The sequence below is a fragment of the Bremerella sp. JC817 genome (assembly GCF_040718835.1).
GTDB lineage: Bacteria > Planctomycetota > Planctomycetia > Pirellulales > Pirellulaceae > Bremerella.
The window spans coordinates 335,033-356,567 of sequence record NZ_JBFEFG010000280.1 but is presented as its reverse complement, the minus strand read 5'-3'; the positions used below and the strand labels follow the sequence as shown (position 1 = coordinate 356,567).

At 56.9% G+C, this 21,535-nt stretch carries 16 protein-coding genes and 1 tRNA gene; 6 read left to right on the top strand and 11 right to left on the bottom strand.

Annotated features, from left to right (window positions below; translation table 11 throughout):
• Positions 1–6: 6 nt before the first annotated feature.
• The 3 genes from AB1L30_RS19710 to AB1L30_RS19700 all read right to left on the bottom strand — a co-directional run bounded on the left by AB1L30_RS19710 (position 7) and on the right by AB1L30_RS19700 (position 1,786).
• Positions 7–507, bottom strand: coding sequence for a MarR family transcriptional regulator (locus AB1L30_RS19710; protein ID WP_367015236.1), 501 nt, complete (start codon positions 505–507; stop codon positions 7–9).
• Between the two features lie 164 nt (positions 508–671).
• Positions 672–1,163, bottom strand: a complete 492-nt coding sequence (locus AB1L30_RS19705) for a glutathione peroxidase (RefSeq protein ID WP_367016448.1) — start codon at positions 1,161–1,163, stop codon at positions 672–674.
• A 320-nt stretch (positions 1,164–1,483) separates the two neighbouring features.
• Positions 1,484–1,786 carry a transcriptional regulator gene (locus AB1L30_RS19700; RefSeq protein ID WP_345089953.1) on the bottom strand — a complete coding sequence of 101 codons (303 nt, stop codon included), beginning with the start codon at positions 1,784–1,786 and terminating at the stop codon, positions 1,484–1,486.
• 254 nt (positions 1,787–2,040) lie between these two features.
• Between AB1L30_RS19700 and AB1L30_RS19695 the strand changes: the two genes are divergently transcribed.
• The 3 genes from AB1L30_RS19695 (at position 2,041) to AB1L30_RS19685 (ending at position 6,860) form a co-directional block, all read left to right on the top strand.
• Positions 2,041–4,770, top strand: a complete 2,730-nt coding sequence (locus AB1L30_RS19695) for a hypothetical protein (protein WP_367015234.1) — start codon at positions 2,041–2,043, stop codon at positions 4,768–4,770.
• Between the two features lie 80 nt (positions 4,771–4,850).
• Complete coding sequence (locus AB1L30_RS19690) at positions 4,851–5,444, top strand: hypothetical protein (RefSeq protein WP_367015232.1); 594 nt, start codon at positions 4,851–4,853, stop codon at positions 5,442–5,444.
• Positions 5,445–5,471: 27 nt separating this feature from the next.
• Positions 5,472–6,860, top strand: coding sequence for a DUF4147 domain-containing protein (locus tag AB1L30_RS19685; RefSeq protein ID WP_367015230.1), 1,389 nt, complete (start codon positions 5,472–5,474; stop codon positions 6,858–6,860).
• Positions 6,861–6,931: 71 nt separating this feature from the next.
• On the opposite strand, the gene AB1L30_RS19680 is transcribed toward AB1L30_RS19685, so the two are convergent.
• Positions 6,932–7,363, bottom strand: a complete 432-nt coding sequence (locus AB1L30_RS19680) for a peptidylprolyl isomerase (protein ID WP_367015228.1) — start codon at positions 7,361–7,363, stop codon at positions 6,932–6,934.
• A 185-nt stretch (positions 7,364–7,548) separates the two neighbouring features.
• Complete coding sequence (locus tag AB1L30_RS19675) at positions 7,549–8,952, bottom strand: DUF1598 domain-containing protein (protein WP_367015226.1); 1,404 nt, start codon at positions 8,950–8,952, stop codon at positions 7,549–7,551.
• Positions 8,953–9,560: 608 nt separating this feature from the next.
• Between AB1L30_RS19675 and AB1L30_RS19670 the strand changes: the two genes are divergently transcribed.
• Both AB1L30_RS19670 and AB1L30_RS19665 read left to right on the top strand, forming a co-directional pair.
• On the top strand, positions 9,561–10,487 hold the full coding sequence (locus AB1L30_RS19670; protein WP_367015224.1) for a DUF1559 domain-containing protein: 927 nt from the start codon (positions 9,561–9,563) through the stop codon (positions 10,485–10,487).
• A gap of 2 nt (positions 10,488–10,489) precedes the next feature.
• Positions 10,490–11,014 (top strand): hypothetical protein, encoded by a 525-nt coding sequence (locus tag AB1L30_RS19665; protein ID WP_367015222.1) that lies wholly within the window; start codon positions 10,490–10,492, stop codon positions 11,012–11,014.
• A 63-nt stretch (positions 11,015–11,077) separates the two neighbouring features.
• Here the strand turns inward: AB1L30_RS19665 and dnaE are convergent, their stop codons facing one another.
• Both dnaE and AB1L30_RS19655 read right to left on the bottom strand, forming a co-directional pair.
• Positions 11,078–14,620, bottom strand: a complete 3,543-nt coding sequence (dnaE, locus tag AB1L30_RS19660) for a DNA polymerase III subunit alpha (RefSeq protein WP_367015220.1) — start codon at positions 14,618–14,620, stop codon at positions 11,078–11,080.
• Between the two features lie 168 nt (positions 14,621–14,788).
• Positions 14,789–15,496, bottom strand: a complete 708-nt coding sequence (locus tag AB1L30_RS19655) for an FHA domain-containing protein (protein ID WP_345089974.1) — start codon at positions 15,494–15,496, stop codon at positions 14,789–14,791.
• 195 nt (positions 15,497–15,691) lie between these two features.
• Between AB1L30_RS19655 and AB1L30_RS19650 the strand changes: the two genes are divergently transcribed.
• Positions 15,692–15,764 (top strand) — tRNA-Arg (locus AB1L30_RS19650).
• A 66-nt stretch (positions 15,765–15,830) separates the two neighbouring features.
• Here AB1L30_RS19650 and AB1L30_RS19645 read toward each other — a convergent pair.
• The 4 genes from AB1L30_RS19645 to AB1L30_RS19630 form a co-directional block, all read right to left on the bottom strand.
• Complete coding sequence (locus tag AB1L30_RS19645) at positions 15,831–16,112, bottom strand: hypothetical protein (protein ID WP_367015218.1); 282 nt, start codon at positions 16,110–16,112, stop codon at positions 15,831–15,833.
• Positions 16,113–16,192: 80 nt separating this feature from the next.
• Positions 16,193–17,167 carry an ABC transporter permease subunit gene (locus AB1L30_RS19640; protein ID WP_367015216.1) on the bottom strand — a complete coding sequence of 325 codons (975 nt, stop codon included), beginning with the start codon at positions 17,165–17,167 and terminating at the stop codon, positions 16,193–16,195.
• Complete coding sequence (locus AB1L30_RS19635) at positions 17,164–18,051, bottom strand: ABC transporter ATP-binding protein (protein WP_367015214.1); 888 nt, start codon at positions 18,049–18,051, stop codon at positions 17,164–17,166. The genes AB1L30_RS19640 and AB1L30_RS19635 overlap by 4 nt, the downstream gene beginning before the upstream one ends.
• A 155-nt stretch (positions 18,052–18,206) precedes the next feature.
• A complete protein-coding gene (locus tag AB1L30_RS19630; protein ID WP_367015212.1) occupies positions 18,207–21,506 on the bottom strand; it encodes a DUF1549 and DUF1553 domain-containing protein in 3,300 nt (1,099 codons plus the stop codon).
• Positions 21,507–21,535: the final 29 nt, after the last annotated feature.

The following is a 21,535-nucleotide window of genomic DNA, read 5'->3' as shown; positions in this document are numbered from 1 at the left end:
GATGGTCTATTCAGATCCGTCGCAAAGAGGTGTGGCTTCTGCTCGCATCCGGGCCTTCACCAGCAGTTGGTTCAACTGGAAGAGTTCATCTTCGGTCATGTGCCCGAGGTTTTGCTTGTGGATTTCAAGCAATGGGCTGCGGATCGTTTCGACCAGTTGGCGTCCTTTGGGGGTGATCGAAATCATGACCACGCGGCGATCGCTTTCGCTGCGATTGCGCTCGACCAGTTGGGCCTCGGCCAGGCGGTCGACCAGTCGCGTAATATCGGGAACGCGGGTGACCATCTGCTGAACGATCTCCAGGCATGGCAGCCCTTCGCCATGATGCGAATCGAGGATCTTCAGAATGTTGTACTGGGCACTGGACAGACCATGCCGCTTCATCAAACGACCAGGAGCGGCCGCGATCATGTTGTGCGAGCGAAGCAGGTTCAGAAAGGTTTCCAGCTCGATCGACTCGAACGGCTGTTCCTTTTTCAGCTGCTTCTGAAGAATCGATTCGGGCAAAACGAAAAAACCTTCCAGCGAGAAGAATATTACGAGCGACTGTTTCTATTATTATCAGAAACCCAAGGGTATGGGGGCCCAGTAACAAAAAAGCCGCCGACATTCGCCAGCGGCTTTTTCTGTTGATCGCAAGGAAGTGATCCAAGGCGTCTCGCCCAAGAGCACTAGTCCTTCTTCAATTGCGTTTCGATCGCTTCCACTACCTTGGCGTCGTCTGGTTCGACTGGGGTACGGAAACGGGCAACCACTTTGCCATCTTTGCCGATCAGGAACTTCTCGAAGTTCCACTTCACGTCGCCAGGATCGCTGTCGAAGCTCTTCAACTTGCTGTACAGCGGCAAGGTGCCGTCGCCGTTGACTTCGACCTTTTCAAACATTGGGAAGGTCACGTTGTACTTGTCGGTGCAGAAAGCACGGATGTCGGCAGCGGAGCCAGGTTCCTGACCACGGAACTGATTGCATGGGAAGCCGAGGACGGTGAAGCCCTGGTCACCATACTTTTCGTACAGAGCCTGCAGCGGTTCGTACTGAGGAGTCTTGCCGCACTTGCTGGCGACATTCACAACCATGACCACCTTCCCCTTGTACTTGGAAAGATCGACCTTTTCGCCTTCCAGCGACTTCACTTCACCAGTCAAAACTTCATCGGCAGCCATGGCCGAGACCGAAAACGCAGCCAACAGGGCCAACGACGCAAAGACGGATAGAACCGACTTCATAAGAGGGACTCCTAACGTATGCAGGGGGGAATTCTGGTTCCAGGCAGGACTTTGGCACTCAATAGTTGTGCCAACAGCCATGTCTTAGTGTACCGGTCGCGCAGGTGTCGAGGCAACAAACTTCTTAGGCAGGCCCTGCGAGATCCGGCAGGAAAGTGGCAGGAGAAAAAAAGCGTGGCAACGCAATTGCTCCCGCCTGGGTCTTGCATTGCCACGCTTGAGGTAGGCTCGATGGGGGGTGTTTCTAACCGGGGGGATTAGATGTCTTCGTCGTTGCCGTTGGAGTCGGCTTTGTACTGATCGCGTTCGCGACGAGTCGCTTCCAGGTCAAACATCAGGTACTTCATGTCCAACCGCAGTTGGCTGAGGGCTTCCTGGACCAGGGTATAGATCCGGCGACGACGACGGCTGTTTTCGATGACCTTGTTCACCGCTGGTTCCAGGACTTCGCGATGTTCGGTTGGCAACTTGGCAATCATGATGGCCAGCTCAACCAGGTCCTTTGGCAATTCGTCTTGGGTGGTGGCTTGGTCTTCGATGCGTTCGTTGGCTTGGCTCATGATGATTCTCCGCAATTGAGTTGTTCGCTTCTGACACGATTATTTGCAGCCCTCGTGCCACGAACGTGCAAGCATCCAGTCTATGCGACCTAAACCACCAGTGGCAAACAACTTGTGGAAATTGCCAAAAAGTGGAAGCATTTCGACATGTGGTTTTTTTGCCTCGTGATTGATCTGGAATCCATTTCTAAATCTAGGTACAAGCACGACTTACGGCCAAAGAAACATCTTGTTGAATCCAGGAAACATTGGGCGTGAAATCACGTCACGCGGCAACCCATTTTCTGATCCTTCTGCTGGGCATGATGCTTGTTAGCAACATGACCGGCGTCCGCTGCGCGCGCGGCGAAGTGATCGAGGACTTTGAATCTGCCGTCACGACCTGGCGTCCTTCCTCCGCCGACGCTCCGATCAGCCAGATCGAACATCAACGTAAGGTGGGCGACTCGCACATGGGGGCCAGCAGCGAACAGATTGTCGTTCGGCTGGGACAAGGTTCGTATGCTTACTATGGCCATACGGTCGCGCCGGCTCGCGTGGTGCCCGACCTTCAGTATTCGGTCTGGGTGAAGACCGATCGGCCAGGCATCCAGATCGCGGCCCGGGTTGTCTTTCCTCGGAGCCTCGATCCGCGGACTCGGCGTCCGATCACGACACGAATCTTGGGAGATCGCTGTAACCATCCGGACCGCTGGACACAGCTTGGCGTTCGCCAGATCGACCGAATGGTTCACGAGCAAGTCACGGCACTCCGGCGCGAATACGGAGCCCAGTTCGATCCACGCGAAGCGTATGTCGATCTGATCGAGTTGAATCTCTATTCGCAGCCCGGCCTGATGCGGGTGCAGATCGACGACCTCGAAGGGGAAGGCCTGCTCAACGTTCCTCAAACGCAAACCACCTCGCAGCATGTCACCATGTCGGGAGGCATCCGTGGGATGTCTGGCACCACCGGGGCCAACGTGCAACTGGCACCGCCAAGGGCCGAGTCCGCCTCCAATGGTCAGGTCATCGAACTGAACGATCACCCCGCCGTGCCACGTATCATCGATTACAACGGCGAGCCTCTCGGGTTCCTGAAGGGACTTGGCTTCACGGCCATTCGAACCAGTCAGGCTCCTTCGCCGCGTCTTCAGCAGGAACTGCTGCGATACAACATGTGGAGTGTCAGTTCGCCGCCCGAAGGACGCGAGCCGAAAGATCAATCAGGCGTGCTGGCCTGGGAACTACCCATTACCGATGGAGAAGATGGTTTCTCTGACTTTGCGATTCGCGCGGCTGACCTGCGTCTGCTGGATGGTCGGAAGCCAAGGCCGGTCCTGGCGATCGCTCCGGGACGGGTCCACGACTTCAGCCAGCACAGCGAGATCATCGCTTCGCGGCATCCGGTCTTAGGCACCTCGCAGACGTTGTCGGACTATGCCCGCTGGATGCAATCGTGGAGTCTGTTTGCTTCACCAAGTGTGACCCGCTGGGCCGTCGTGCCAACGCAGTTCAGCCCGAACACCCAGCGTCAGGTTTCGTTGCTTTCTCAAGAGTCGCAAGTTCCGATGGCATTCCAGCCACAGCAGCTCGAGAAAGAAGTTTTCCTGGCACTGTCCAACGGTGTGCGTGGCATTGTGTTCGAGAGCAACACGCCGCTGAACTCGGATCACCCGGTCGACCTTTCGCGGAGGACGGCACTCGACCTCATCAATCGGCGGATGGAGTTGATCTATCCCTGGGTCGCTCAGGGAACCCCACGTGACGGTGCGTTCTCGGAAGATCCGAACGTTCATGTATCGATGTTGGCGACCGACACGGCCATTCTGTTGATCGCCGTGCGGACCAATCCGGACGATCACTTTGTCGTGAAGCCGCTGCCCGATCGGAAGGTGACGGTTCATGTGCGCGGCGTGCCAATGGCCGCCGAAGCGCATCGTATTGGTGACTCCGGGATTCATCCGGTCGATCACACACGCGGGCTGGGTGACATGCAGGTCAAACTTGAACCGGGTGAGCATGTCTCGCTGATCTTGCTGACGCAAGACCCACGCGTCGTTTCAGCGATCCGTGCACGCAGTGAACGGCATCGTGTCGAGATCGTCCGTTTGCGAATGGAAGCGATCAGCCAAGAGTTTGAATTGGCTCGCAACGTTCAACAGCAACTAGAGTCCCCTTCCGATTCCCCGGCGATTAGTCGCGGGATCGATCAGGCCTGGGCCGACATTCGTCAGGCTCGCACGCTGTTTGCCGACTACAACCTGCAAACAGCCTACGACTATATTCAAAAAGCGGAACGCAAGGTGGCCACCGTGCAGCGATTGCAGTGGGAACAGCTCGCGCAGCAGTATCGCTTCGCGTTGACCAACCCAACACTTATTTCGTACGACCTGGTTCCGTTCGCGTCACGATTGCAAGGTAACCTGCAGTACCTTCGCCCCGGCACCAATCACCTGCCAGGGGGCGACATGGAAGACCCGACATTCGTGCTTTCCAGTGGCTGGATTCAGCAGATCATGCCCCAGCCAGGCTTCGACTCGGCCGTCGAGTTCTCGCCTCAGCAGCCCCACGGTGGGAACTACTCCGTCTCGATGCGGGTCGCACCTGATGCCGATGGACTTTATGCCCGGCCGGAACAGGCACCCATCGCGGTACGAAGTGCCAAGGTCAAGCTGGAACCAGATCGTCTGGTATTGGTGCGTGGATGGATCCGGATTCCTCAACCGCTCTCGAAAGAATCGGGCGGGGTGCTGATTCACGACTCACTTGGGGGACGCGAACTCGGTTTGCATTTGACCGAAGCGACCGACTGGACCGAGTTCAGTTTGATCCGCGCGACCGGCGATGCCGACACGATGTATCTGACGTTCGAGCTCAACGATGTCGGTCAGGTCTTTCTCGATGACGTGACGGTGTCGACTTACGAAGCAGTTCGCGGGCCCGAGATCGCTCCTGGTTTCCAATCGACCGACGACGACCGATTCCAGACGCTTCAACCGTAGTTGCTGCTCGCACCATTGGCCAGGTTGCGGTAACATCGATGCTTTCCAGGTGTCGTCCACTTCATCGATAGAGCAGCGTCGTGATCTTTCCGATCTTCCTCGGAGAAATACCTATCCCCAATCCCTTGCTGGGCGGCCTGGTACTGGGCCTGATTGCCGTGGGGGTGCTGGCGTACTGGTTTGTCTGGCCTAAGAAAGACGAGCCGCCGGAGGTAACCCCAGTCGACATCGCCATCGACCCGATGGTCCCCTCGGGACCGAAGTCACTACTGGGACCCACCGTGCGGGTCTACAACGTACCGGTGAGGATTGTCGCGATCGTCGTTGCCCCGGCAGGACGCGGCCATGACATCCTTAGCGAAGAGACTTTGCGGGGGCTCATGGAAAGCTTCTTGCCGCAGATGATGGATGTCGTGCGAGCCCATCGACCAGACGTCTATCGCTGGCCTGGGCAGATGAGCACGCGTGGTTTCAGCCAACGTTTCTTCGCCCAAGCGAACCTGCCAGGAGAACATGGCGAGGGAACGCCCTGGCTGGCGATCGCTGGCCGTTTCGACTACCAGGGAACCGGTTATCTTGTCGGCCTGGTTGGTTGTGCTGACGAAGACAATCCCCTGGGGCACATCCTGGTCGAACAGAAGCAGCAATGGACCGACATCGTCCGGATTTCGTAACCGAACTAAGCAGAACGCGGAACAACCATGAAACGTACTCCGGAACAACTGGCCGAAGATGTCCAAGCCATCTGGCAGGCGGGCGTCGATGCCGTTCGTAGTGACCAGTTGGTGTACGACGCGGTCGAAGTGGCCGGCGATACGCTGTACGTGGGCGATTCCGAATTTCATTTGCCGGCGATCAAACGGATCTTTGTGGTTGGTGGCGGCAAGGCGGGGGCCGGTATGGCGGTCGGTCTGCAGCGGTCGCTGGGGGAAGAGGTTTTAGAGTCAAAGCACGTGCACGGAATCTTGTCGGTGCCGGCCGACTGCGTGCAAGCGTTGTCGCACATTCAGCTCAAAGCGGGACGCCCTGCCGGACAGAACTCGCCGACCGTCGAAGGAGTCGAGATCACGCGGCAGATCTTGCAGCTTTGTCAATCGATGACGGTGCACGACCTTTGTATCTGTTTGATCTCTGGTGGAGGCTCCGCCTTGCTTCCTTCGCCAATTGATGGGATCAGCCTGGGAGAGAAGCAAGACCTGACTCGGTTTCTCAGTTCCAATGGGGCGAACATCGAACAGCTTAACACGGTTCGTAAGCAGCTCAGCCGATTTAAAGGACATGGCCTGGCGATGCAGTGTCAGGCTGGCAATCTAGTCAGCTTGATCATCTCGGACGTGCTCGGCGATCCGCTCGACGTAATCGCGTCAGGGCCGACGGTGCCGAACTCGACGACCGCGGAAGATGCGTTGAACGTGTTGCGATCATTCGGTGCCGACTCGATCGAGCGTTTTAAGAACGTGATGAGCGTGCTCGAGGCGAAAGCGGAGCATCATCCGCGTAACGATTCGCGGACGACCTGTGGCGTGGCGAACTATGTCATCGGCAACAACGCGGTGGCGGTCGATGCGGCTGGGATTGAAGCCGAGAAGCGAGGCTACTCGCACGTGATGCATTGTTCGACCGGCATGGAAGGCGAAGCCGAGGAAGTTGGACAGCACTTGATTCGCATGGGAATGAAGATGCGAAGCGAAGCTGGTCCCGATTGTCTGATCACCGGTGGCGAACCGGTCGTGCGACTGGCCGACGAAGCGGAACGTGGACTGGGTGGTCGTAACCAGCAACTGATCTTGGCGGCCCTGCAAGAGGCGATCGAGAAGCAACCGGCAAATCCGCTCGAAGGGATGGCGATCTTGAGTGGCGGGACCGATGGCGAAGATGGCCCGACCGATGCCGCTGGAGCCTGGATGGATGCCAGCTCGGTCGAGGCGATGCGGCAGCAAGGGCTCGATCCGGAAGCGTTCCTCAAGCGAAACGATGCGTACCATTTCTTTCAACCGCTCGACCGCCTGGTGAAGACCGGGCCGACCCATACCAATGTGTGCGACGTGCGCGTGGTGGTGGTCGATCGCATTCAGCCGCAACCGAAGTAGCGTTCATAAAAAAAGGCAACCTCAACGTGTGAGGCCGCCTTCTTGTTTGGGCGGAGACGAAAGGCTGGTGACTAGCCTTCGGTGACGGTCACTTTTTCCATCTTGTCGCCTTGTTCGATCGCATCGACGATATCCTGGCCTTCGGTAACCTTACCGAAGACGGAGTGCTTGTTGTCGAGCCAAGGGGTTTCGGTGTGAGTGATGAAGAACTGCGATCCGTTGGTGTTCGGACCGGCATTGGCCATCGACAGGATGCCAGGACTGTCGTGCTTCAGGTCTGGATGGAATTCGTCGGCGAACTTGTAGCCAGGACCGCCGGTGCCGGTGCCTTGTGGGCAACCAGTCTGGATCATGAAGTCAGGAATCACGCGATGAAACTTCAGCCCATCGTAGAAGCCTTCGCCGGCGAGCTTTTCAAAGTTGGCGACCGTCTTGGGGACTTTGTCGTCGAACAGTTCCAGCTTGATGGTGCCCTTGTTGGTTTCGATGGTGGCGACTTTCATCGTCTTTCCCTTAATTGCGTTGGGGGTTCGTTTTGAGATTCGGCCTTCATTATAGCGCGTTCTTTTCAGGCCGATAACCGGGTATCTGACCGGAGTGGGGGATGGGCCGACCCAAGAAACGACCAAGGCCGAATCATTGGATTCGGCCTTGGTTTGAATTCAACTCGTAGGGCGAGGGAGGGAAACTAGTCCCACCACCACTGACCAGCGGCCAGGTTATCGAGGTTGATACCCTTCTGCGTTTCGGCCAGTTCACCCTTTTCGTCCTGCTGGACATTTTCAGGGGTGAGGGCTTCTTTGGCTCGGATTTCGACACCGCCGCCGATTGGGGTCAGCAGTCGATTGCCCTTCCAGATCGCGTTGACGGCCGTTTCGACCGTTTCAGGAGCGGCCAGGTTTTCGACTGGGAACGAATCTTCGTCCGCGAAGACACCCAGGTCGAAACCGCTTTCCTGGTAGTAATCCTGTTCCTGGATGTAAGCGGCAGCAATCAGCATGTCGATCAGGTCTCGCAGTTGAGCGAAGACCGCTTCCCGTTCGGCCAGTTCGCCATACTTCTTGGTGAAGGTCGAGGTGAACATATAGCTCGAACGATCGACGGCGTTCGTCTGCTGACGACCACCCTGCATGGTGACCATTTCGCTGGCACCGATCAGCTTGACCCCTTCGCCCATCAGTTCCATCGCCAGGCCATCTTCCGAAACCTTGACGCAGTCGTAGTTCGGGACGAAGTACCAACGCTGCATCGCGTTCGAGGCGATCGAGCCTGGTCGGGCCTTTTCGACGTAGCTAGGAATGTTGACGGGTGGCTGTTCCAGCCCGATACCAATCAGTTTCATGCGATAGTCGGCTTCGACCATCACGCGAGCGAAGTGAGTGTTTGGCGAGACGCCACGAACCGAAACGACCTGCAGGCCGAGGGCGTTCTTCATCGCACTGACGATGGCCTGGGTGTCGCCAGGACGAACGCTCGTTTGTGGGATCGAAGCGATCACCTGATTCAGTTTGGCCAGGCCTTCCTGAGTCGGGTCGATCGAGACGCCGACGTCGTTGGTTCCCTTCGAGTAAGGAGCAAACGCACGCAGAGCGACCACCAGGTCGTCCAACTGCAGCGTGGCCTTCCCGGAGTAAGTCCCGACGTTCACGCCGTTCAGATCGCGAACATAGCCTTCGGCCGTACCGGCGATGACAATGTCTTTCGTGTCTGGGTAATAGAAGACGTACTGGATCTCGTTCAGACCAGCCAGGTTCTTCATTTCGTCTGGGATACCGCCACCCTTGGCAACCGCTTCCGCGACTGCTTTTTCAAGGCGATTGAGCGAGACTTTACGAAGCTTGCTCGGACGATTCAGTTCTGGTGGAAGAACCGAAGCGGCTTGCTGCACGCGACGACGCATCAGTTGACCCGTCGGATCGAGTGCGCGACGCATCTTCAGCACACCTTGGGCATCGACGAAGATACCAGCGGCAACGGTGGTGGTGTCATCGTCGTCGTCGTCGGTGGTCTGAGCGAAGGCGGTGTTTGCACTCAGCGTCAACATGAGAGCGACCGCGAGCAACGACCACAGCTTGATGAGTCGCAAGTCCATAGTAGATCCCTGGATGTGTTCTTAACTTGAGAAGGTGAAAAGACGGACGTACGTCCGGAGCACGGCCTGTTAGTAGTCTCCCACATAACTGGCATGCTGTCGTCGGTCTGTCGGTGGAAACTGGGTAAGTTTATCAGTGATCATAATTTGAGGAGATAGGAAAGGCAAGTAAACAGCGGAAAGACTGACAAAACCCTCCCCTCCTCTTCCATATCGAGCCGCACAACCGAAACGTCCTGATTGATCAGGAGCCGGAAATCCCTGTTATGGGTGGTGTAATAAGTGCCCGTTTAGCTCGCGAGCTCAAAAGCGTAGCAAGCAATTGCCTGGGAATTGCGCAAGATAGTACGTTCTGAGAGGGACCTGAATGAAGCCAGAGTAAGAAGCTACGGTATCCCGTGAGATTTCTTAAAAACGACGTTACTGATGTAATATCTGTGACTTACGTAGATCAGCAAGAAATCATTCTTGCGTCGGCTGAGGGGTGGAATTGTCGAGTTTGCGTGAAATAATACAATGGCATTGCCTTTGCAATACTCCCGCCGATTATCACGTGGCGTAGCCATTTCCCACTGCTTGCCTATTTAATTCAAAAGGGATTACTCCCCATGTCCACTTCCTGGCCTTCGAGAAAGAACCGCGGTTTTACCTTGGTGGAACTGTTGGTCGTCATCGCCATTATCGGTGTCTTAGTCGCACTGTTGCTACCCGCAGTTCAGCAAGCCCGCGAGGCGGCCCGGCGGATGCAATGCACAAATAACCTGAAGCAGACTGTGCTGGCGATGCATAACTATGAGTCAACTTATGGTTGTCTCCCTCGACCCGGCGATAGCAAAAAACCGAATCCTTTGGTTGTTACGCTGCCCTTTATCGAACAGGGAGCCATCGCTGAGAAATGGGTGGCTGGCGAGTACTGGTATAGTCCCGACAATTTGGCTGCCTCGATCGGCGTGATGCCACAAACGTTTGTTTGCCCCAGCACGCCAGAAGGAGGCGTGGCACCTAATCTGACTAACGCATCAGCGAGTTGGCAACTGCGACAGGGCCTGCAGACCAGGGATTACAGTTGGCCGGCGCTCGTTGCGGACTACGACAAAACATGGGGATCCTACCTGGGAGACACCATGTTTGCCGTTGGTAAGTACTCCAAGTTTCGAGACTGCTCCGATGGCCTTTCGAATACGATCATGATGCATGAACAGGCTGCTGGCCCGTATGGCTGGGTGAATGGCCAAAAGGTACTTCCAGAGAATCCAACCGTTTATGTGGGGAAATATTGGACGGAAAGCGCCGGCGGCGGGTATCCCGCGCAGTTTTATTACACCTATAGCGACTCAGCAAGTGTCGGGATTGTGTTTAGTCCTGGTCCAATCTTGAATAACCAGAACTTCAACTCTCTCTATTCGTTCCATCCAAGTGGAGTCATGGTGGGTATGGGGGATGGTTCCGCGCGATTCCTGACGGACAGTATGAATGTCCGTAACATCACGTACCTTCTTTGCCGCAATGACGGCAAGATCATCTCTGAGGAGTAACGATGAGCATCGATCCACAGAACCTGGTTTCGTTTGTTCGTGGTCCTGCCGGCGCTTTGCTTGTATTGATGCTGGTCTCCTTGGGGTGCAGTTCGCGCCCGTCCTGGCAGGCGCAGACCTGTTCGGTAACCGGCACGGCCCGTGTCAACGGAGAAATTCCTCAAGGACTGGTCGTTCGTTTGAAGCCAACAGGCTCGCATTTCGATTCGCGTGGGGTTGATCCCTCTGGTGTCGTGGACGAGACCGGAACTTACACGCTGCAGACCTACAAGCCGGGCGATGGAGCCCCGGCCGGAGAGTACTACGTGCTGATGCAATGGCCAATCGCTCCGACCATGCCGGTCGACCGACTCAACAATGCGTACTGGAACGTGAAAGATGCTTTCATGACGGTGACGGTTGAGGATGGAATGACCGAGCTTCCGCCCATTGAACTGGTCGACAGCAGATTGGTCCCCGAGGGGAAGATCCCAAAATTCGTCGCGCCTCCTGGCATGAAAGCAATGCTTGGGCAGACCGAAGAATAGCCAACAACAAAGGCTCGAAGGTAACTTCGAGCCTTTGTTTATTTCCCGGTAATCTAGATCCGACTACGCCGACGTCCGCATCCCGCCTTTGGCCGGACGTCTGAGTAGTAGCTCGAAGTTGCCATCTCCTAGCAGTTCGTCGATACGCGTGCGCATCTCTGGCGAGAGGTCGACCCCCTTCTGGCTTTTCATCGCCACCTGGCGACCATCTCCCAGCACCAGGATCAAACGCAGCTCGCAGTTGCCAGGATAGCCGCGGACGATTTCCACGAGTGTTCGCAGCTTGTCTTCGCCATGCACTTGTTCGTCGACGCGAACGGCGACACCACGGGCATAACGGGTTTCGACATCTTCGATCGGAATCAATTCGTTCACGATCAGGTTCGCTTCTTCGTCATCGCCGCCACGTCGGTCGATCCGTCCGGAAACAATGTACACGCCGTCAGGGCGAAGCGTTTCGCCGACCTTGGCGTAGTCTTCCGGCCACAAGATGCAGCGGATACCGCCGTCGACATCTTCCAGGTCGAAGTTGGCGTACTTGGTGTGCGTGCTACCGGCACGAGCCTTTCGCGTGTGGGCCAACTTGATCGAACCGACCATCCCGCCTAGCGTGACTTCGGTCTTGTCTTTCACGCCGCCCAGGCTGGAAGTGCGATGCGAGCAGCACATCTCGAACTTGCGCGAGTACTCTGCCAGTGGATGGCTTGACCAGTAAAAGCCAAGACACTCCTTCTCGTAAACCAGCAGTTCTTTGTCAGGCCATGGTGGGACATCGGGCAAGGTGACCGTCTTCGCTTCTTCGACGGGATCTTCGACCGCGGCGAACAGATTCTTCTGGCCAGCCTTGCGGTCGGCGATCGCGGATGCCCCCGACTGGATTGCCTTGTCGAGAGCGGCAACATACTGAGCACGATGACCACCCAGTTTGTCAAAGGCACCTGCCTTGATCAGCGTTTCGATGGCACTTTTGCCGCACTGCGAAGGATCGACTCGTTCGCAGAAGTCGTAGATGTCAGTGAATGGCCCATCTTTTTCGCGAGCCGCGACAATCGCTTCCGCCGCACCACCACCGCAGCCTTTGATCGCGCTCAAAGCGAACACGATCTTGCCATCTTTGACGGTGAACTCTTCTTCAGAGAAGTTCACGTCGGGCGGGGCAACTTCGATATTCATGCGCTCGGCGTCTTCCATGTGTTCGACGAGCGAGTCTTTGGTTTTGAAGTTACGACCCGAGATGTCGCCTGAAAGAAGTGCCGCCATGAACTCGATCGGGTAGTGCGCCTTCAGGTACGCCGTTTGATAGGCAACCAGGGCGTAGGCCGTCGAGTGGCTTTTGTTAAAGCCGTAACCAGCGAACTTCACGATCATGTCCCAGAAGTCGGTCGCTTCCTGCTTGGTCAGACCTTTTTCCTGGGCACCGACGAGGAACTGCTCGCGGTTGGCCTGGATGATCGATTCTTTCTTCTTACTGATCGCCTTAATACACGTATACGCTTTGGCGAGCGGGATCCCACCGAGCCGGTTCAGAATCCGCATCACCTGTTCCTGGTAGACCATCACGCCGTTGGTCTCTTCCAGAACGTCCTTGAGCACCTGGTGCTTGTACACAGCCTCTTTGCGGCCATGCTTCACTTCGATGTAGTCATCGACCATCCCGCCTTCCAGCGGACCTGGTCGGTACAACGCATTGGTCGCGATGATGTCGAGGAAGCTGTCGGGCCGCATTCGCTTGAGCAGGTCGCGAATACCACCACTTTCCAGCTGAAACACACCCTTCGTTTCACCGCGACGAAGCAGATCGAACGTTTCGCGGTCTTCCAGCGGAAGTCGCAGAATGTCGAGGTCTTCGCCTCGGACGTTCTTGATCAGGTCGACCGCGTTACGAAGGATCGTCAAGTTCCTCAGTCCGAGGAAGTCCATCTTCAGCAAACCGGCCGCTTCGACGTCGTTCATCGACCACTGGGTGATGATGTCGTCTTTGCCGGAAACGCGGCAAAGCGGAACATATTCTTCGAGCGGTTCGTCGGCGATCACCACCGCCGCGGCATGGGTACCGACGTTACGGGCCAGACCCTCGATCTTCATCGCCAGATCGAGCAGCTCTTTGATGTCGGGATTCGAGTTGTAAGCGGTCTGCATGTCGGCGCTTTGTTCGAGCGCCGCTTTCAGCTTGATGCCCAACTGGTCAGGGACCATGCCGGTCACTTCGTTGACCATATCGAGTGGCAGGCCCATCGCGCGGCCAACGTCTTTGATCGCGGCTCGCGCTGCCAGCGTACCGAATGTCCCGATCTGGGCCACGTTCGCTTCGCCGTACTTGTCCTTAACGTACTTGATGACCATCCCGCGACGTTCTTTATCGAAGTCGATATCGATATCGGGGGCTTCCAAGCGGTTTTCGTCAAGGAATCGCTCGAACAGCAAGTCGTACTTGATCGGACAGACGTGGCTGAGATAAAGCGCGTAACAGACCAACGCCCCCACACCGCTACCACGAGCCGTGGCCGGGATGTTCTGGCGTCGAGCTTCCACAACGAAGTCCCACACGATCAAGAAGTAGTTCGGGAAACCGAGCTTGCTGATCACGCCCAGTTCGCGGTCGAGACGAGCCATGACGACTTCGCTCAGCTCGCCATTGGGCAGCATCTCTTCGTTGCCTTCGTAACGCTCGAACAAGCCTTGGATGCAAAGCTCGCGGAGGTAATCGTCGGCCGTCTTGTTGTCTGGAATCTTGAACGAAGGAAAGTGACGTTTGCCCAGTTCCAAGTCGATGTCGACCGTGTTGGCGATCTCTTGGCTACGGGCACAAGCATCTTCCAGCCCTGGGAAGCTGGCGTACATATCGTCCGGCGTACGAAGATAGAACTGATCGTTCTCCATCTTCATACGGCTGGCGTCGGTGCGGAACTTGCCGGTGTTCACGCAGAGCAGAATATCCTGAGCCTCGGCATCGCTTTGATCGACATAGTGGGTATCGCTTGTGGCGACCAACGGCATGCCCAGCTTCTTGGCGATGTCGACGGCCCCTTCCAGTTGCAGCTTCTGGATATCGAGCCCATTGTTCATGATCTCGACGAAGTAACGGTCGCCGAAGACGTTGTGGAACCAACCAGCCGTTTCCTCCGCTTCTTTGATCACTTCGGCCGTATCGGTCCCACGCATTACGATCTTCGAGAACTCGCTCGATACGCAACCGCTGAGACAGATGATTCCTTCGCTGAACTTCTCGAGCAACTCTTTGTCGATACGCGGCTTGAAGTAGAAGCCTTCCAGGTAAGCAGCCGATGCCAGCTTCACCAGGTTCTTGAAGCCGGTCTTGTTTTGGGCCAGCAGCGTCAAGTGATAGTTCGAGCCGCGCATCCCGCCCGACTTTTCCAGGCGACTGCCGGGGGCGATGTAGGCTTCGTACCCGATGATCGGGTTGATCTCGTTCTCTTTGCACTTGTTATAGAACTGGAGTGCCCCGTGCAGGTTACCGTGATCGGTGAGGGCCAGGGCGTTCATGCCGTGCTCTTTGGCACGCGTGACGAGCTTGGGAATCGGGCCCGCTCCGTCCAGAAGGCTGTAATGCGAATGGCAATGCAAATGGACGAACGGTTGGCTCATTCGGACTCCGCTCCGTGGACTAGGCCGCACGATGTTGAGAGAGGGGCGGCAAGAAGATGGATCAACAGCGTGATTCTATCAGGTTAACGCCGAATGAAAACCGAATGGCGTAACTTCCAGGCGGTTTGAACCGCCGGTGGTGGGCCTGTCAGTCGGTGAATTTCGAAGTTATTCCGGCTCGCCGATATTTCGCAAAAGCATCGACAGCCGAGACTGCAGATCGAGCAGGTTTTGCCACTCCCGCATCGAAAGGGTGACGCTCTCGGTGCGCTCGTTCATTTCGACACTGACCAGCAGATGACGGATCCGAATGTGCACGTAATCCATCAGTTCGGCAAGCTGTGCGGCTTGGGCCGGGCTGAGACGTTCCGGCAACTCGGGTGGCTGCAGCGTGTAGATGGCAGCTTGCAGATCGTCTTGCTGAGCGTTCCAGTTCAGCTCGAACTCGAGCGAAGACTCGATATCAGGGCTATCGTCGGGTCCGACGGTACGATCGTCATCGGGCAGATCGTTGTTCTTTTCTTCCTGTTGTCGCCGCAAAGCCGCCAGTCGAACCGCAATTTGCTTTTCCGAGCCATAGATGATGACCGATCGGCCAACCTGGATCATGTCGCCATGACGCAGGATCCGTAGATGGATGTCCTCGCCATTGACTCGCGTTCCGTTGGTGCTTTCCAGATCGGTCAGAACGACCTTGTTATGGTCTTCCTGGATTTTCAGATGAAAGCGGCTGACGCGGTCGTCCTTCAGCTGGAGCGTGTTTCCCTCTTCGCGTCCGATGGAAACTGGCGTCTCAAGTCCTTCGTATACCGCTCCCCGGTCGGCGCCGTCGATGATCCGCAACGTGATGTAGGCCATAAACTTGTGGAATTTCATTCGGGAAGCGATAAGGTTTACCGGCAGCTGGCTGCCATTTAACATTATGCCCCACAAACGGGCACTTCGCGAGTAGTGCGCAAGCGAGTCGGAAAAGTGGCGCTAAACCGAACCTGAAACGCGTAAGAACTGTCCGACCCCGTAGTTGCGTCCAAGTGCTAAAATGGTATCATCATTCGATTACCGCAACAGCGAGCGGGAGTAGCTCAATGGATAGAGCATTGGTCTTCGGAACCAAGGGTTGGGGGTTCGAGTCCCTCCTCCCGTGCTTCGCATAAAAAAGCCACGTCATCTCGACGTGGCTTTTTTCATGGACGGATCGAAGCAAGCGGCATCAGGCCGAGGTTTCTTCGGAAGCCGATGGGTCTGCTCCGCGGCTGGTCTTCACGTGCTTCGGCTGGGCCCTGCTCTTCTCGGACAGGGACTGCGCTTTCCACAAAATGAAAGCCATGATCGGAAAGACCATCGCGCTGACCAGCAAGGCCCGCACGACGTCGCCTGACTTGTAGATCAAATAGCCAAACGCCAGTACTGAAGCGACCGCGGCACTCGCCAGCGGCGATAGGTGCTTGTTGACGAGAAGTGTCGGGTTCGAGGAATCGTCAGGTTGGTTCATCGCTAGATCACTTCAGGACGAGTTGCCGCATGGTGGCAAGCTTCACGGCCGACCGCTTGGCCGGGACTCGCCGCGGCTAGTTATACCGGTGCCGGAAGGTCGCGTCGACAAAATACCCAGGTCCCGGTGGCGAATCCGAGCAATCCGGTTCCGCCGAGCAGGGTCAAGTAACCAAGCCCACCCAGTCGCCAATCACCGGCCGTCTTCTCGAACAAGAAACTCCAGGCCGCATCCTGGCTATGCACGGCATAGCTAACCAACACTTCCGGTTCGTACAACGAGAAGATGGTCGTGTATTTCAGCCACGCGACATCTTCCATCGAAAGCGAGAGCACCCGCAGCATCAGTTGGATGATGAGGAACCCGGCCGCGATCGCGATCGTCCGCCAGCGATATTGATCCCAGGCCGACATCAGCGTGGTGAACCCGCCAAAGAACAAACCCAAGCCCATCAGGTTCAATGCGGATGGGATCATGTCTTGCCGATCGACAAAGTCCGACAGTGGCATCCGCGTCGGGGCGTTCGGATCTTTGGTGAATGGAATCTCGACTTCGATTTTGACCAGCGGAATCTGCATCTTGATCGGTGGCGATTCCTTCTTCACCGAGGTGTAGGTGATGCTACCGGCGATGCCTGCATACGCGCTGGCGGCGATCAGCAGCGTGCCGAAGATGCAGACCAGGTTCTTGCTCATCAAGTACTGAAAGCGACTGACCGGCTGCGAAAGCATCATTTCCATCGTGCCACGCCCCAGCGGGCCACTGACCGAATCGCTTCCCCGGGCAATCGCCCAGGCCACCACTAGGATGATGACCATCGGCTCGGTGAAGGTGAACGCCACGCGGCCTGGGTAGGTTAATGCATGCTCGAAGTCGACGGCCGAGAAGTTCTCGAACTCTGGCCGCAAGATCTCGAGGATTCCCTGAAAGCGGCTCATGTCGATACGACCAACAATCCACACGCGAATCCAGCAGAAGGCGAACAATGCGATCGAACACCCCAGCATCAGCAGACGCGACTCGCGCCAGACTTGCCTTAACATCGCCAGATTCATGCGGCATGCTCGCTAACAGGGGCATGGAATCGATCGTAGACTTCTCGTAGCCCCATCCGATTCGCCTTCAGGTTGGTGATCGGAAGCTGCGTGAGCCATGCCATCACATCGCGAAGTTCGCCTTCGGTTTCGAGGCGGACCGACGTCTCGGTCTGGCGAGCTGTCAGCACGCGCGGACGAATTTCATCCGGAATCCGGGGCAGTGATTGGTTGAGCTCGAACACGACCGAATGGCGGCGAGCCAGATCTTGCAGGCACTGGTCGTGCACCACTTTTCCTTGCCGCATGATGATCGCTCGACCGCAGATGTCTTCGATTTCGGACAACACGTGCGAGCAGATCAACACGGTTCGCCCTGACTTGTGGGCCTCGCCAATCATGCGAATCACTTCGCCACGAACGTTCGGGTCGAGGCTGGTGGTCGGCTCGTCCATGATCAGCACCGGTGCATCGGTCGCCAGGGCAATTGAAAGGCCCAGTTTCTGCCGCATGCCGGTGCTCATGTAGCCGACGCGGCGGCTAATATCTAGATCCAGGCGTTTGGCCGTGGCGTAGGATCGCTCTCGATTACCGCGCGGATGGATATCGGCGAAGAACTCGAGGACCTGCTTCCCTTTCATTTCGTCGAACAGACGAACATCGCCTGGCAAGTAAGAAACCAGGCTATGGACTTCAGTCTTTTCGCGTTGGCAGTCTTTCCCGCCGATGTGTGCCGTGCCATCGGTCGGCTGGAGGAAGCCCATCAACAGGCGAAAGAGTGTTGACTTCCCGGCACCATTGGGACCAAGAACGCCGCAACATTCTCCCTCGGCAACCACGATTTGAGCGTGGTCCAGAGCGAGAAAACTGCCGTATCGTTTTGTCAGGTTGTGCGTCTTCAGCATGTTCGCGAATGGGGCTGTACATCTACAGTACCGCTCGAAACCGAAAAAGGTTTCCCCCAATTAACCGCGATGATTTTGGCAGACCGCAAGGCCCATTCAAAGAGGTGGGCTACCGAAATCGAGTCGATAGCCCACTTTATGGGGTTTGCCGCTTGCTAGCGATTGAACAGAAACGCAGGGCTGTTGATCAAAGCCCACGCCAGATCCTGCAGGCCTGCAAGCCGCCGATTCTGGTCGAGCGACTGGGCCTGGCTGAGCCTGGTTTCTAGGTCTTTGAGAAGCGTATCGCCCGAAATGAACAGCGTGACTAGCTTCTGCTGCTCTTCTGGCGTCCGTTGATCGGTTGGCTTGGCGATGATCTGTCGGATATCGGCTGGCAAATTATTTTCGAGCCGGACCGGTCGTTCGCTGCTGGTAGCCGACAGGCGGAACCTTCCCAGCAGGTGATGGCTGTCCTGGTACTGCTGGACCAGGCGAACCACCAGCTTGGCACCTACGGGAACCTCGACGTCGCCATCCACCTCGAACAGGGCCGTATGGACTTCACCCAGCCGAGGACTGACCGCCCAGCCGCTGCCGAGGTTACCATCGATTGCGCCTCGGACGTCCCAGCCTGATTGTGAGAACGTCGCCTCAGCCCGATGGAAGCTCACTTCCGGGCCTTCGCTTCCGTCTGGCATCCGGACCATCGCCTTCAATTCGTTCAACACGAAGTTGCCATTCTGGGCTCGGCCAGGTCCTTTGGCGGGAAGCGAATCGTCTGGCAACGCTTCCAGTCGCAGACCGGTCAGCAAGCCAGCCGGCACGTCGAAGACCAATTGATACTCGTCTTTCGTGATGGGGCCGGTGGTCAGCAGCGATTGATCTTCTTTCTTCTCGAACGAGACCCCTGCGGTGGAAGTTCCTTCCTGCATGGCAAGCGGCGTCCAACTGGCAATCCGCTGGAGCGAAGCTTCCCAGGCCGGCATTTTCGCCAGCAGTTGTTCGCGATGCTGTTGCAGGGCCTTCTGGGCGATTTCCAAGTCAGGCGTTGGCTCGTTCAGCAGTTCGACGCTCATGCTCACTTCTTCTTCGCTCGGATGGCGACCGAGGAAGCGGAGGAAGACCTCGTTGATCAGTTCGCGATCGTCGGTCATCTGCGAAGCGAGGTGCGTCAATTCGTTGTTCGGGTCGGCGATGGCGTTGCTGATGACCGGGCCATTGACCAGTTTCATCACCGGGCCCAGCATCACGCCGGTTGCCCGTTCGCATTCGCAAGAGCTTTCGCGAGCTGGTCGACCGAAGTCATCCAGGAACGGAATCCGGACGTCGGTGCCTGGCAGCTGAGCCGCTCGGAAGCCTCCGGGAAGCTGTGGCAGGTTGTACTTGCTACCGGTCACCTGGTGGATCGAGTCGAACAGCACTTCCGCCGGAAGCCGCCGCGGAACGGCATGCGAGAAGTTGATGCCGTCGTCCTCGTTCCAGCGCGTGGTCGCGATTGATTGCTGATAGACCCGCGACTTACAGATCTCACGCATGATATGACGCGTGTCGAAGCCGCTGTCGACGAAGCTCTTCGTCAACGCTTCCAGCAGTTCCGGGTTCGTCGGCGGGTTGCCGGCGCGGATGTCGTCGATCGGCTCGATGATTCCGCGACCCATCAAATAGCCCCACATGCGATTGACGTAGCTCGAGGCGAAGTACTGGTTCGACGGATCGGTCAGCCAGTCGGCCAACTCTTCACGCCGGGTCGACTGATTGTCGGCCAGATCGCTTTGGTAGGGGAACTCCGGTGGAGTCACCTTGCCGGTCAACTGGTGCGTCACTTCGCCGCTGCCGGTGTCGTAGATCACTTCGACGAGCGGCGTGGCACCTTCCACGGCCGAGCCACCAATTTTCTGGCCGGCGAAGCGTTTGTCTTCTTTTCGACCGACCTGGGCGAAGTAGGCTGACAGGTTGTAGTACTGGTTTTGGGTCCAACGCTCGAAAGGATGGTCGTGACATTTGTTGCAGTTGAAGCGAACTGCCAGGAACAACTGCGTGGTGTTCTCCATCGTGTCTTCCGGCGTCCGCAGGATCTTGTAGTACGCACTGGCCGGGTGATCGAGCGTCGAACCAGACGCGGTCAAGATTTCGTAGACCATCTCGTCGTAAGGCTTGTTGGCAGCGACCGAGTCCATCACCCAGTTTCGCAGAGCATGCACGCCAGGATCGCCCAAGAACTTTTGATTGACCTGCAGTAGATCGCACCACTTGTTGGTCCAGAATTCGACATAGGTTCCGCTGCCGACCAATTGATCGATCAGTGCGTCTCGCTTCTCTTTCGACGGGCGATCGTCTTCCAGGAACGTTCGCACTTCGTCCGCGGTGGGCGGAAGGCCGGTCAGGTCGAGGTAGATGCGACGCACGAATTGGTCGTCGGTGCAGAGCCCGGACGATTGCACTTTCACACGTTGCAGCTTCTCGTCGACCAGTTGATCGATGTAGTTGAACTGAGGCTGCTGCGTCCACTCGAACCCGGTGCGGTCCCCCATCACAGTAACCGTCGTGGCGACGTAGGCACCATCGAAGCGGGCCAATACCGGGGCTTCGCCACGACGCAAAAGGTTCAGCACGCCTTGGTCGTCGGCGGTGGCGATTTCAATATCGCCGCTCGAGATAAACGCATCGGCGGTCACATCACGGACTTCGCCATTGGTCAACGTGGCGTAGATCGCAAACTGCTGCGTCATGCCTGGCAGCGGCACGGTTGGGTTCTCAGGGAAGATCGCGATCTTCTCGACCTTGGGGGCATCGAGATCCAATTGCACACCACCGGCGATCCAGTTCTTCAAGATCTCGTAACGACGCTCGCCGGGCTCGGTCAATTGACCACCCACATGCGGAACGCCCCCAACCGCTTTCAGCAGCATGAGGCTTTGCTCGGGCACGGCTCTGTTGAACCGGCGACCGGCGACGTCGTCGACCAATGCCCGGTGATCGTAGACCGGATCATAACCACGCAGCGAAAGCTTGAAGCCGTTCTTGCCATCTTTGGCTCCGTGACAGGTTCCCTGATTGCAGCCCATCTTGCTCATCGCTGGGGTCACATCGCGAACGAAGTCGGCTTGATACTCGGCCGTGGTCCCCTTCACTTCCAGTGGAATCTTGACCTGTTGATCGGCAACCTCGAAGACCAACTCGCCTTGAAAGTCATGCTTGGCGCTGACCAGGCCGTTGGGGGTGATCGAGACGGCATCGACCTGATCGATTCGCTTCGCCGAGCGTGTCAGGTCGACCTGTTCGCCGGTATCGAGATGGGCCGTGATCAAGATCTGGGCGTAGCCGAAAGGACCTTCCAGCGAGACCTTATCCGGGAAGGCCGAGATCTTCTCGATGTGCTTGCCGGCCGGAATGGTGTTCGACGCTGAATCCGCAAAGGCCACGCCGGTGATGCCGATCAGCAGAAGGCAGGCAAGTGAGGTTCTCAGGAACATATTTCAAATCCCATACGATGGATGCTTGA

Coding starts and splice junctions, on each gene's coding strand:
- AB1L30_RS19630 (WP_367015212.1), bottom strand. CDS start 21,506: ATGTTCCTGAGAACCTCACTTGCCTGCCTTCTGCTGATCGGCATCACC.
- dnaE (WP_367015220.1), bottom strand. CDS start 14,620: ATGAGCCAACCGTTCGTCCATTTGCATTGCCATTCGCATTACAGCCTT.
- AB1L30_RS19655 (WP_345089974.1), bottom strand. CDS start 15,496: ATGAAATTCCACAAGTTTATGGCCTACATCACGTTGCGGATCATCGAC.
- AB1L30_RS19675 (WP_367015226.1), bottom strand. CDS start 8,952: ATGGACTTGCGACTCATCAAGCTGTGGTCGTTGCTCGCGGTCGCTCTC.
- AB1L30_RS19640 (WP_367015216.1), bottom strand. CDS start 17,167: ATGAATCTGGCGATGTTAAGGCAAGTCTGGCGCGAGTCGCGTCTGCTG.
- AB1L30_RS19645 (WP_367015218.1), bottom strand. CDS start 16,112: ATGAACCAACCTGACGATTCCTCGAACCCGACACTTCTCGTCAACAAG.
- AB1L30_RS19670 (WP_367015224.1), top strand. CDS start 9,561: ATGTCCACTTCCTGGCCTTCGAGAAAGAACCGCGGTTTTACCTTGGTG.
- AB1L30_RS19680 (WP_367015228.1), bottom strand. CDS start 7,363: ATGAAAGTCGCCACCATCGAAACCAACAAGGGCACCATCAAGCTGGAA.
- AB1L30_RS19705 (WP_367016448.1), bottom strand. CDS start 1,163: ATGGCTGCCGATGAAGTTTTGACTGGTGAAGTGAAGTCGCTGGAAGGC.
- AB1L30_RS19685 (WP_367015230.1), top strand. CDS start 5,472: ATGAAACGTACTCCGGAACAACTGGCCGAAGATGTCCAAGCCATCTGG.
- AB1L30_RS19635 (WP_367015214.1), bottom strand. CDS start 18,051: ATGCTGAAGACGCACAACCTGACAAAACGATACGGCAGTTTTCTCGCT.
- AB1L30_RS19700 (WP_345089953.1), bottom strand. CDS start 1,786: ATGAGCCAAGCCAACGAACGCATCGAAGACCAAGCCACCACCCAAGAC.
- AB1L30_RS19665 (WP_367015222.1), top strand. CDS start 10,490: ATGAGCATCGATCCACAGAACCTGGTTTCGTTTGTTCGTGGTCCTGCC.